This window comes from Vibrio mediterranei, assembly GCF_900088415.1.
Lineage (GTDB): Bacteria > Pseudomonadota > Gammaproteobacteria > Enterobacterales > Vibrionaceae > Vibrio > Vibrio mediterranei.
Genome location: NZ_FLLQ01000005.1, coordinates 248,931 through 261,179 on the forward strand (window position 1 = coordinate 248,931; position 12,249 = coordinate 261,179).

The 12,249-nt window shown below is 44.3% G+C and carries 8 protein-coding genes; 3 read left to right on the forward strand and 5 right to left on the reverse strand.

What is annotated here, in order from left to right:
- The first annotated feature begins 6 nt into the window (after positions 1 to 6).
- Positions 7 to 3,102 (forward strand): efflux RND transporter permease subunit, encoded by a 3,096-nt coding sequence (locus tag VME0621_RS16100; RefSeq protein WP_062458531.1) that lies wholly within the window; start codon positions 7 to 9, stop codon positions 3,100 to 3,102.
- Positions 3,103 to 3,181: 79 nt separating this feature from the next.
- Here VME0621_RS16100 and norW read toward each other — a convergent pair whose 3' ends face one another.
- The 4 genes from norW to VME0621_RS26655 all read right to left on the reverse strand — a co-directional run bounded on the left by norW (position 3,182) and on the right by VME0621_RS26655 (position 6,576).
- The gene (gene norW / locus VME0621_RS16105) at positions 3,182 to 4,324 is read right to left on the reverse strand and encodes an NADH:flavorubredoxin reductase NorW (protein ID WP_062458534.1); all 1,143 of its coding nucleotides are present in this window, start codon (positions 4,322 to 4,324) and stop codon (positions 3,182 to 3,184) included.
- Positions 4,321 to 5,778 carry an anaerobic nitric oxide reductase flavorubredoxin gene (norV, locus tag VME0621_RS16110; RefSeq protein ID WP_062458536.1) on the reverse strand — a complete coding sequence of 486 codons (1,458 nt, stop codon included), beginning with the start codon at positions 5,776 to 5,778 and terminating at the stop codon, positions 4,321 to 4,323. The genes norW and norV overlap by 4 nt, the downstream gene beginning before the upstream one ends.
- Positions 5,779 to 6,061: 283 nt before the next feature.
- A complete protein-coding gene (locus VME0621_RS16115; RefSeq protein ID WP_062458539.1) occupies positions 6,062 to 6,400 on the reverse strand; it encodes a TehB family protein in 339 nt (112 codons plus the stop codon).
- A 29-nt stretch (positions 6,401 to 6,429) separates the two neighbouring features.
- Positions 6,430 to 6,576 (reverse strand): hypothetical protein, encoded by a 147-nt coding sequence (locus tag VME0621_RS26655; protein WP_156750275.1) that lies wholly within the window; start codon positions 6,574 to 6,576, stop codon positions 6,430 to 6,432.
- 250 nt (positions 6,577 to 6,826) lie between these two features.
- Here VME0621_RS26655 and norR point away from each other — a divergent pair, with 250 nt between their 5' ends.
- Both norR and VME0621_RS16125 read left to right on the forward strand, forming a co-directional pair.
- On the forward strand, positions 6,827 to 8,380 hold the full coding sequence (norR, locus tag VME0621_RS16120; RefSeq protein WP_062458542.1) for a nitric oxide reductase transcriptional regulator NorR: 1,554 nt from the start codon (positions 6,827 to 6,829) through the stop codon (positions 8,378 to 8,380).
- Between the two features lie 211 nt (positions 8,381 to 8,591).
- The gene (locus tag VME0621_RS16125) at positions 8,592 to 10,076 is read left to right on the forward strand and encodes a peptide MFS transporter (RefSeq protein WP_062458545.1); all 1,485 of its coding nucleotides are present in this window, start codon (positions 8,592 to 8,594) and stop codon (positions 10,074 to 10,076) included.
- Between the two features lies 1 nt (position 10,077).
- On the opposite strand, the gene VME0621_RS16130 is transcribed toward VME0621_RS16125, so the two are convergent.
- Positions 10,078 to 12,117 carry a sensor domain-containing protein gene (locus VME0621_RS16130; protein WP_231892962.1) on the reverse strand — a complete coding sequence of 680 codons (2,040 nt, stop codon included), beginning with the start codon at positions 12,115 to 12,117 and terminating at the stop codon, positions 10,078 to 10,080.
- Between the last annotated feature and the right edge of the window lie 132 nt (positions 12,118 to 12,249).

Sequence of the window (12,249 nt, forward strand, 5' to 3'; positions counted from 1 at the left end):
GGTGATATGAAAGCAGTTCAAATCATTACCAATACTCGGTTACTCATTTTAATGACCGCTCTGTTGATCGTAAGTGGTCTCGCCGCATTTTCGTCATTACCAAGAGCAGAAGATCCCATTATCACGAACCGTTTTGCCAATGTAACGACAAGCTTTCCGGGCGCGAGTGCCGAGCGAGTCGAAACCTTGGTTACTGAGGTAGTGGAAAACAAACTTAGGGAGCTTAGTGAAGTCAAATTACTAAGTTCAACATCTAGGCCGGGCATCTCTATTGTCACAATAGAGCTGAAGGATGAGATTACAGAGCCAGAGCCAGTCTGGTCCAAAGCAAGAGATAAACTGTCCGACATCACCCCTGTTTTGCCAACCGGTTCAGGCGCCCCTGATTTAGACAGTGACCACACCTACGCCTTTACCATCATTTCCGCGCTAACTTGGGACGGCCCTGGTGAAACCGATATTCTAACATTAGGACGTTATGCTAAAGAATTAGCTAAAAGACTCAGAACATTATCAGGCACCGAGTTTGTTGATGAATACGGCATGCCAAAAGAAGAGATTCAAGTTAACCTTCGGACTGCTGACACCGCGGCCTTTGGCCGCTCAAGTATCAACATCGGTGATAGTCTAACAGGCGCAGATGCGAAAAACTCTGCCGGTCAGCTGGTCAGCCATTTCGCGCGCTTTGGGCTGGAAATTGAGTCAGAATTGGATTCGATCGAGCGAATTAAACAAGTGCCTTTGATCGTCGACGATAACGGTCATATTATTCGACTCGAAGATGTTGCCAGCGTCACTCGCAGCGCTAAGACGCCTGAAAGTGAAATGGCACTCATTGATGGTGAACCCGGTGTTATTGTTGCAGCTCGAATGGTGCCTGAGTTACGTGTTGATCAATGGACCGCTAGAGCAATGAAGGTCATTGAACGTTTTCAGCAGGATTTACCCAGCAATATCAAGGTTAACATTCTCTTTGATCAACAAGGATACACGACGACACGTTTGGTCGATCTAGGGCAAAGCTTGCTTATCGGTTTTAGTCTGATTCTGATTGTACTCTTTGTGACTTTGGGCGTGAGAGCGGCTGTGCTAGTTGCTATTGCGCTGCCCCTGACTTCGATGTTTACCCTGTCATTAATGAAAATGACAGGGATCCCCATAAACCAAATGTCGGTGACAGGACTTATCGTCGCATTGGGAATCATGGTGGACAATGCTGTGGTCATGGTGGACACCATCCAAAGCTATCGATTAAAAGGTCAGGCTCGGTTAGAGGCGACCATCAATGCACTGTCACATCTATGGGTGCCATTGTTAGGTTCAACACTCACCACAATTCTCGCCTTTGCTCCAATTATTCTGATGCCCGGCGCTACTGGAGAGTTTGTAGGCGCGATTGCGATCACCGTGTCCTTTTCTTTAGTGGGTTCTTATATCCTTTCGCACACCGTCATTGCCGGGTTCGCGACTATGCTATTGCCTAGCCACTCGTCGGGAGACCATTGGTACAATACAGGGCTTCGCATTCCCGCTTTGACCCATGCTTTTGCTCGTTCAGTAAAACTGGCGATCAAACACCCTGCTATTTCTTTGCTGCTTGTTTTAGCCGTTCCCATTACTGGCTATTGGAGTATTTCTCAACTGACTGAACAGTTTTTTCCACCTTCGGATCGAGACATGTTTGAGGTACAAGTATTTTTACCTCCACAAGCCAGTATTTATGCGACTGAGGCGTCTACGGAGCTTGTGGACGACATCATTCGTTCCTATGAAGGTGTAGAGCGAGTCGATTGGTTAGTTGGCGCTAACTTCCCATCGTTCTACTACAATTTACAAGCCACACAAAACAACGCGCCGTACTTCTCACAAGCCATGGTTAAAATGGATTCATTCCAAACCGCTAATAAAGTCATTCCAGAGCTTCAGGAGAGGTTAAACAGAGAAATCCCTTCCGCTCAAATTTTGGTGAGAAAACTAGAACAAGGTCCTCCGTTTAAAGCACCAATAGAGTTACGAGTCTATGGTGAGAATCTCGATACGCTCAAATCTATAGGAGAGGATATCCGTCTCATTCTTGCCAATACGCCTCATGTCACACACACCAGAGAAACCCTGCAACCCGGTACACCAAAAGTTTGGTTAAAAGTGGATGAAGATACTGCCAAGCTCAATGGCATTACGCTCAACCAGTTTGCCAACATGTTGCAAGCGACGTTAGTCGGCCGAGAAACCGGTTCGGTCACAGAAGGCAGCGAGTCTATTCCTATTCGTGTACGTGTTGCTAATGAAGAGCGCGAAAACCTATCGCACCTTGGCAACTTACGTCTGCCTATTTCTTCCGATACGTATACCACAGGTGTCAGCGTATCGACACTGGCCGACCTTGAACTCACCACCAGCCGTGGCGCTATTACCAGACGCAATGGCGAGCGCGTTAATACCATTGAGGGCTATATCCAAGCGGGAGTGCTACCACAAACGGTACTTAATGAGTTCCAACAACGTTTGTCCCAATATACCTTACCAGCGGGTTATCATATCGATTTTGGTGGTGAGTCCGCAGAACGAGACCGCTCTGTAAGTCTGCTCATTTCGAATATTTCGGTTGTGGTAGTCTTGATGATTTTGGTCGTCGTCATGTCGTTCAATTCGTTTAGGTTAAGTACGATCATCTTTATGGTGGCGGGGTTAGCCGGAGGATTAGGGCTGCTCTCTGTGTGGATATTCAACTATCCATTTGGCTTTACCGTCATCATAGCGATGCTTGGCATCATGGGGCTAGCTATCAACGCGGCTATCGTAATTTTGGCGGAATTGAGATTAGATGAGAAAGCTTCGTCAGGCGACATCGATGCTTCCGTCGATGCAGTTATGGCATGTACTCGCCATATTACCTCAACCACTATCACTACCGTTGGCGGATTTATACCATTGATTATCGCAGGAGGAGGCTTCTGGCCACCGTTCGCTGTGGCTATCGCAGGTGGTACCGTCCTCACGACATTGATCTCTTTTTACTTTGTCCCTGTTGTTTATCGAATGATGGTTAAACCTCGCAAGCAGAGAAGCCTTAAGCCAAAAGCAAAACAACAGGCGCTTTAAGCAGTACTGAAAGAAACAAAAAACACTCACCTCAAAGACTGGGGTGAGTGTTGTTTTCTCTTAACAGCGGTCGTGAGTATTAGACCAACTCCCTTAATAATTTGAACGACTCAGGTGTTCGGCCTCGTGTCGCGATAAAACCTATCATGTCATCGTTGTCATTAAATGCGGTAGCTAAAATACCATTAGTACTAGCGTCGTAGTTCCATCGAGTAACCTGTTTATCATGGACAACGCCAGCAAACTGAATTGGGTAGTTTGGCGTTTTTACCTTAGTCAACATAGTTGGTAATGTCAGCTTTGTGGCGTCTCCCGTCAACGTTTTAGCAAGGGCACTCGCACTCATCACGATAGGTTGTAAAAACGCCCTTACTTCTCCTTGAATTTCAGCACAGTCACCTAGGGCGAAAATATTGGCAGTGGAGGTACAAAGGTAATCATCAACGGTAATACCCTTGTTCACTTCCAGTCCCATGTTTTTCGCTAATACCGTGTTGGCCCGAAGGCCAGCACACACGAGTATTTCATCGACCATCAACTCTTGACCTTGATTCAAAGTAACAAGTTTTGCTTCTGGACCTTCATCAATATGAGTCACAAACGCATCGGTGATAACCTTAATGCTTTCTTGTTGCAATGCCTGCTTGAGTTTCAATTCGATGTAGTCAGGTAATTGGTTCTGCATTAGTCTCGTAGCAGGTTCAACTAAGAAAACCTGCTTTCCAACACTCGCAAGATCCAGTGCCACTTCCACGCCAATTAACCCACCACCCAGTACTAATACACGAGATGCGTTTCGCCAACGTGTTTGATTTTTCTCATAGTCAATTAACGAATTATGAGTAAGGAAATCTTGGGATGCAGAGCCTTCAATGACTGGAATAAAGGGACTCGCTCCCGTCGCTAAGACCAGTTTTGCAAAGCCCAGCGTTTCACCCTCCACTTCAAGAGTCTGCAGCTGAGGGTCTACATGCTCGACCCAAGTGTTGGTATATAGCGCAATACCATACTTTTGTGCGAACGGTTCTGCCCGCTTAGTGATGACCTGTTCAGCGGTTTGCATTTTGGTGAATACATGACTTAAATCTGGCTTGTTGTAGTCATGTCCATCATCACCCGTCACTACAGCCACTGAGACTGAGTTGTTGATACGCCGCAATGACTTAACCAATTGATAGGCAGCGAAGCCGCTCCCTATAATGACAATGTCAAAATGCTTCATGCAACCCCCTCTTTAGTGTGAGGCGCAAATACGTCTTTCCCTAGGTTACATTCTGGACACAAGAAATAGTCAGGCACATCGTCCCAAGCCGTCCCTGGTTCAACACCTTGATTCGGTTCTCCTTGAATAGGGTCATATACCCAGTTACACACCGTACAGATCATGCACTGGCAGTCGGAATCATGGGGTAACTCGGACGTAGGTTTACCTTCATCGCTCGACACCGTGTTAAATTCAATAGGAGTTACATTGAGATCGCTCGATGCCCACTGCTTGGCAATTTTTTGTCCATAGGCTTTGCACTCTCTCATTGCTTTGCCATCGGGACGCCATTTAGTTTTAATACTCTCGGTTGTTTCAAAGCCTGCGTCTGTCAAGCGTGTATGAATACGGTCAACAGCACCACCGTTCCAACCATAACTACCAAACGCAGCTGCTTTCTTTTCTTTGAACCTTAGACCGGTTATCTCTTCTAGCATGCCCGCAATTTTCGGCATCATCACATTATTCATGGTCGACGATCCTACGAGTACACCTTTCGAACGGAACACATTCGCCAGTATTTCATTCTTGTCTTGGCGCGAGACATTAAAGACCTTCACTGCGACGCCTGGATCCACATCGTGAATGCCTTGTGCGATGGCATCAGCCATCATTCGAGTGTTATTCGACATGGTATCGTAGAAGATAGTGATGCGATCTTCTTGGTAGTTATCCGCCCATTGCAAATACTTCTCGATAATTTGAACAGGGTTATCACGCCAGACGATACCGTGAGAGGTTGCAATCATCTCCACAGGAAGATTAAAACTCAGCACTTCTTTGATTTTCGCCGTCACTAATGCGCTGAATGGCGTTAAGATATTTGAGTAGTAACGAAGGCACTGCTCAAACAGTTCCGCTTGGTCCACTTCATCATTGAATAGGCGTTCATCACAATAATGCTGACCAAACGCATCATTACTAAACAGCACCGCATCTCCGGTTAAATACGTCATCATACTGTCCGGCCAATGCAACATTGGCGCTTCGACAAAGACAAGTTGTTTGCCATTGCCAATATCAATAGTGTCTCCTGTCTTGACCGTTTTAAAATTCCACTCAGGGTGATGATGATGACCTACAATAGAGTCTATGGCGGCTTCTGTGCAGTAAATTGGCGTATTAGGGATTTTTTCCATCAACGCTGCAAGGGCACCGGAGTGATCTTCCTCCGCATGATTGATGACGATGAAGTCGATAGAATGCAAGTCGATCTCCATCTCTAAGTTTTGTAAAAACTGATAACTGAATCTATGGTCAACAGTGTCAATCAATACTGTCTTTTCTTCACGAATAAGGTAACTGTTGTAGCTCGTCCCTTTTGTCATTTTGTATTCTGTACCATGGAAGTCTTGAACTTCCCAATCGCGTTGTCCTACCCAATGAATATTGTTTTTTACGTGAATTGTCATGTTACTACCTTATACATAATCAACGTGGCATTTAATCTATCTCTTCTATTGCATTGAGCGTGCCAACCTCTCATATAAACATATCTCATTGTATTTAAAGAATATTAATTCTACCCGGCATGTAAATATTATCTTTATGACAATACATCATAGTAATCATTAAGACTAAACATTGTTTATATGACAAAATACAAGATAGAAAAAAGGCTCCTGTATGAGGAGCCAAGATGGCCTGGAGGCCTAATTCATTGATTTTTCGATCATCGTGTTTAGTGCATGATGATTACGACTTAGCGTGGAACATTGTTTGGCCTTGCTTATCACTCTCAGACCAGAAATTAATATTAAACTGAGCATCGTCACTTATTTCGATGCGATGCCAGTATTGTGGGGGGCTGGTAGCAAATTGTCCTGCATGAATGACAACTTTTGTTTCTGGCTCTACCGCATTTTCATCCGCAAACCCATAGTAGGTGACTGTACCTTCCATAACACATAACTGTCCAAACACACCCTTTGCAGTATTGTGATGGGTGAGTAACGCCTGTGGCACAGTGTCTGAGGTGAAAAATGGAGTAGAACGTTGAATGGTCCAATGTGAAGGAATTCTTAAATGGCTCATGGAAGTCTCCAATACTTTTATCAGTAAAATTAGAATGTTAGAAAACGTGATAGCAGTGTAGCTAGCCACGACGATGTTCGGTTTGAAACAGCTCTTGGTGTGACTTCAAGGCTAGCAATTTGATACCACTCTGCATTCGCCTCTTGCAAAGGACTGTCTAAGTGTAATTGTGTCATAACGACCTCATCTCTACGCCTAAATAATAATGATTATCTTTACCAAGATTAAGCATATCGCGTGCCATGGAGACAGAAACAAGCACTATTTGTGCTAACTACCTGAATACATTTATGAATAAGGCTCATCAGATAACTAAACACTCATCTTTCATATCATACTTTGTTTATTTGATAATTCTTAAACTTAGTCATTATGATAAATAATTTGTTATAGTGACAAAATTAGCACTGGTAATGGAGCTTCGTTATGAGCCAATTTCGTTCGGCATGGTTGCAGATTGCCCTAGACATCACATCCGGTATTTCAGAACAAGATCGCTTTGATCGTTTACTTTCCACTATTCGCCAAGTTCTTCAATGTGACGCAGCGGCACTACTCAAGTTTGATGGTAAGTCTTTTGTTCCCTTGGCTACTGATGGACTGAGCGCGGATGTATTAGGCCGCCGTTTTGAAATAGACAATCATCCTCGATTTGAAGCAATTGCGAGAGCAGGAGACATTGTTCGTTTCCCTGCAAACAGTGATCTCGCCGATCCCTATGATGGACTTATCCCAAACCATGAAGGCAATCTCGAAGTTCATTCTTGTGTCGGTCTCCCACTTTTACTACAAGATAATCTCATCGGGGCGATCACCATTGATGCTTTCAATCCAACTCAATTTGATACGACCGCAGACAAAGATCTAAGGATACTAAGTGCCTTAGCTGCCAACAGTCTTCATACCGCTTTGTTAGTAGAAAAGCTCGAGCGTTCTGGAGGAATTTCAGAGTCCTCCAGCTCTACTAAACTGGCCCGTCAGGATGCAGCAGATATTATTGGTCAGTCACGACCTATGGGTGCATTAAAACAAGAGATTTCAGCGGTTGCGGATACCGATCTGTCGGTATTGATTATTGGAGAAACAGGAACAGGTAAGGAGTTGGTAGCACAGTCTATTTATTCACAATCCTCTCGCAAGGACGAAGCTTTGGTTTATCTCAACTGTGCTGCACTGCCAGAGTCCGTCGCAGAAAGTGAGCTATTTGGGCACATCAAAGGCTCATTTACCGGCGCTATCAGCAATCGCAAGGGCAAGTTTGAATTGGCTAACAAGGGAACGTTGTTTTTGGATGAAATTGGTGAGTTGTCTCTCGGATTGCAAGCGAAGCTATTACGAGCGTTGCAATACGGGGATATTCAAAGAGTCGGCGACGATCGAAATATCAAAGTAGATGTCAGAATCATTGCCGCTACTAACCGTGTCATGCACGAAGAAGTGAAAGCAGGCCGATTTCGAGCAGACCTTTACCATCGACTCAGCGTTTTCCCTATCTTTGTCCCTCCACTGAAAGAGCGCGAGGGGGATATTGTTTTATTATCTGGTTTTTTCGCCGAGCGATGCCAACACAAGCTAAAGGTATCTAGCATCAGTCTAAGCGATGGGGCAATTTCCAAATTACAGGCGTACGACTGGCCAGGGAATGTGCGGGAACTTGAACATGCTATTAACCGAGGCGCTGTCATTGCTAAAGCACAAAGTACCTCGTCGCATGTTTCTATATTAGCGCAACACATCACACTAGATGTTCAATCAGAACAACACCAGCGTGAGAAGGAGCCGCACTTCTCTTCTTCTGGCCATACAATACGTACTTTGAGCACATCCGCCTCGCTCAAAGATGCTGTCGATGAGTTCCAAACTCAATATGTCCAAAAGGCCTTTTTGGATAATAATCAGAATCTAAGTGCCACGGCAAAACAATTAAGCGTTAACCCGGGAAATCTGCATCGTTTAATGAAGCGTCTTAATCTGAAATAGACTCAATTTATAGGCATCATCAAGGGCATCATCGTATGCCCTTTTCTTTTGCCTACAAGATATTCGATAACAATTTCTCACCCGAACGATTAGAAAATGTCGTGTGTAAAAGCCACACAATAGGAGTAGAGATCAACATGTAACAAATTTTGTCTGTTAACATTTATCTGGATATTTAAACCACTTCCTAATAAATACTAAGGATAAAATTATGTGGAATAAACTAAACAAATCCATGATGTTCTGCCAAATGATGTTTGGCCTTTCATTTTATGGAGTGATGGTCATTCTCACGAGGTTTTTTCTAGAAAATCTCGATTACAGTGAAGCGGACACTATGATGGTGGTGGGTGCGTTTTCATCAATCGGTCCTCTATTCGCTATCGCAGGTGGCTTTATTGCCGACAAATTCTTAGGCGCGTACCGCTCATTGACGATTGCTTATTTTGGATTTACCTGTGGTTACGTGTTGCTTGTCATTGGTGCATCTACTGTTAACATCCCTTTAAGTCTAGCTGGTATTGCTTTAGCGAGTTATGGACGTGGCTTAATGTCCCCTTCTTATCCTAGCCTTTACAAGCGTACGTTCAAAAGCCAAGAAGACTTTGAAAACGGATACCCAGTTAACTACTCAGTAAACAACATCGGTGCTTTACTAGGCCAATACCTATTCCCAATGTTCGTGCTCGTTATTGGTTTTTATGGCAGTTTCATGCTTTCTGGTATCTTGGCGTTCGCGGCGCTATTCACGTTGATGACGTTCCGTAAACAACTTCAGGGCGTCGGTGCAGATATCGACCAAGCATCTGTCTCTAACGCAAACTGGATTAAATTCGGTATTACTTCTATCGCCATGGTTGGAATGGTGTTCTTTATGTTCTCTAATATGGACATCGGCAAGAACATTGTTTACGCCATTGGTTTGGCGGCAATCGGCTATTTTATTTCTCTGATGTTCAAAGCAGAAAAAGCGGACGCGCTGCGTATGGGCACTATTTTAATCGTAACGGTTCTGACGACTGCATTCTTTGTCTACTATGGCCAAATGATGACATCGATGACCATGGTAACCATCAATACTATGCGTGGTGACCTGTTCGGTATCATTCCAATCGCACCAGAAGCATCAATGTCAATGAACCCATTATGGTGTATTGTTGCAGGCCCAGTGATTGCAGCAACCTTTTCAAGCTTAGAGAAACGTAACATCCATTTCACCACAGCAACCAAAATTGGTTTTTCTTTCATTCTGACTGCCATTGCGTTCGGTATTTTGGCGCTAGCCGTGAAAAACATCGGCGAGAGTGTCATCATTCGACCTGAAATTTTCTTAGTTATCCACTTCTTCCAAGCCTTTGCAGAAGTGATTGTCGGTTCACTGGTTGTGGCATTTATTCTGTCTGTAGCACCGAAACATATTGAGAACTTCTCCGTGAGTTTATTCTCAGTGGCGATTGCACTATCTGGGATTGTGGGCGCAGTGTTCTCAACCTCTATCGCAGCGGAAAAAGGCCAAGAAATTACTCAAGAGTTTGTTAAGACAGTATATGGCGACTACTTCTCACTACTTACTGTACTCGCGGTAGTGATGGTAGCAGTAGCATTCACTGCATCCATTGCTATTCGTAAGATGCTAGCCGCTGCTGATAAACACCAGCCTCAAAACGAAGCAGAGCTTACCGAAGCTGAAAGTTAAATCAAACAAACAGCGTAGCTAATTGGTCAGCGGTTACTGGTTTACTAAACACGTAGCCCTGACCATATTCACAACCATGAGAGCGCAAGTATTCAACTTGATCTCCATTCTCAACACCTTCTGCCACGATTTTTAGAGAAAGCGTTTCTCCCATGACAATGATCGCCTGCACGATAGCGTTACTGTCATTCTCATCAGGAACATCGCAAATAAACGAACGATCGATCTTTAGTTTGCTGATCGGTAGTCCTTTTAAATACGACAACGACGAATACCCAGTCCCAAAATCATCAAGCGAAATCTCAATCCCCAATTCTCTGATTTGGTTCAGAGTATCAACCGCAAGTTGATGATCAATAAGCAAAAAGCTTTCGGTGATTTCGATCTCCAATCGTTCAGCTGGAAAGTTGGTGTCTAACAGTTTTTGTTTGAGCTTGGTGACAAAGTTAGGATGTTGCAGCTGTAACCCAGAGACATTAACCGCAATTTTGCCGAACTCGATACCCTGGTCGAGCCACCGGCGTCCTTGCTCACACGCTTCACGAATTACCCAAGCACCAATTCGCTGTATTAACCCCGTTTTCTCCGCAATAGGGATAAATTGAGCAGGTGCAATCACTCCTAATTCAGGATGATTCCAACGCAACAGAGCCTCTACGCCTATCAGTGTGTTATTCGTTAGATCATATTGGGGTTGATAAACAAGAGACAATTGTTGCTTCTCAACTGCATCATGTAGCGCAGACTGCACACGTACATGAAGAACCGAACTGTAGGTTAAGTCTGGAGAATAAAACGCGTAGCCATTGCGACCGTTTTTCTTCGCTAAATACATGGCAGTGTCCGCGTTTTTGAGTAAGGTTTCGCTGTTTTGACCATCTTGCGGGTACAATGCCACACCAATGCTCCCGGACACTCGTAGCGACTCTTGCGAATCTAACTCAAAAGGGCGATTAAACACACCAAGCGTTTCGTCGATTGTGTCCAGCAACTGCGCTTCGCTGTCATAATCAGTCAGAATAATCACAAACTCATCACCACCAATACGTCCGATGCTAGCTCTGTGATGAAGAACGTCCGCCAATCTATCTGCTACCTGCGATAATAGTCTATCGCCATACAAGTGCCCCTTACTATCGTTAATGTGCTTAAAGTGGTCTAGGTCTAAAAACAGTGTTGCAAATTGCTCGCTATGGCGCTGACCACCTTCAATGCTCTGCTCTAATATACTTGTTAGATGAGAACGATTCGGTAAATTGGTAAGAGGATCGAAGAATGCCATTTTGCGCAGTTTCTCTTCATGCGCTTTTTGCTTCGAGATGTCCTCAAATACACAAATGTAATGCAAAAGCGAATTGCCATCGTCATTGATAGTGCTGATCGTTGCCATTTGAGGATAAATGCTGCCGTCTTTTTTGCGGTTAATAAACTCGCCTTTCCAAAGACCCGTTTCTGAGAGTTGTTGCCAGAGGTTTTGGTAGAATTGAGCGTCGTGATGGCCCGACTGTAGGAATCTGGGGTTTTTACCGATCACTTCAATAGCTTGATAACCCGTAACTTCTGAGAAAGCGCTGTTTACGTCCAAAATCTTGCCATTTTGGTCGGTAATCATCATACCTTCTTGAAAGTTATTGAATATTTCAGATGTGATCGACAGTCTGACTTCGACTTGTTTCCGGCGGGTGACGTTTCTCGTCATGCCAATAACACCAATGAGCTCGCCATCTGGTTGCTGAATTGGTGACTTGATGGTTTCTAGCCAGACATCATGACCATATGCGTCGCGACTGGCGCATTCTTCCACCGTCTCTTGGACGCCAGAGTCGATGACCCTGTCGTCGGCTTTTTGGTAATGCTCTGAGCGGCTTTTCGCGAAAAGATCAAAATCAGTCTTACCGAAAATGTCCGAGCGTGGCATATTCCACGCGGATTCTACGCTCTTATTGACAGCGATGTACTTCCTATCCGCATCTTTCACCCAAACATGATCGTCTAAAGCATCGATAAATTGTTGCAGGGTTGGGATTTGTTTTGAAGACATGATGATATAACTCGAACCAAACGTAATGAAGTCGCCACCCAGATGACGTTTCAACACATCGTACTAAATACTGAACGAGTTTTATAGCAATCCGCTGTCTAATTAACCAAAACGTGCACACGGTTTATCAAT

What these genes read in the sequence shown, in the direction of transcription:
- VME0621_RS26655 (WP_156750275.1), bottom strand. Translation starts at nt 6,576, where the DNA reads ATGACACAATTACACTTAGACAGTCCTTTGCAAGAGGCGAATGCAGAG.
- norV (WP_062458536.1), bottom strand. Translation starts at nt 5,778, where the DNA reads ATGACAATTCACGTAAAAAACAATATTCATTGGGTAGGACAACGCGAT.
- norR (WP_062458542.1), top strand. Translation starts at nt 6,827, where the DNA reads ATGAGCCAATTTCGTTCGGCATGGTTGCAGATTGCCCTAGACATCACA.
- VME0621_RS16125 (WP_062458545.1), top strand. Translation starts at nt 8,592, where the DNA reads ATGTGGAATAAACTAAACAAATCCATGATGTTCTGCCAAATGATGTTT.
- VME0621_RS16115 (WP_062458539.1), bottom strand. Translation starts at nt 6,400, where the DNA reads ATGAGCCATTTAAGAATTCCTTCACATTGGACCATTCAACGTTCTACT.
- norW (WP_062458534.1), bottom strand. Translation starts at nt 4,324, where the DNA reads ATGAAGCATTTTGACATTGTCATTATAGGGAGCGGCTTCGCTGCCTAT.
- VME0621_RS16130 (WP_231892962.1), bottom strand. Translation starts at nt 12,117, where the DNA reads ATGTCTTCAAAACAAATCCCAACCCTGCAACAATTTATCGATGCTTTA.
- VME0621_RS16100 (WP_062458531.1), top strand. Translation starts at nt 7, where the DNA reads ATGAAAGCAGTTCAAATCATTACCAATACTCGGTTACTCATTTTAATG.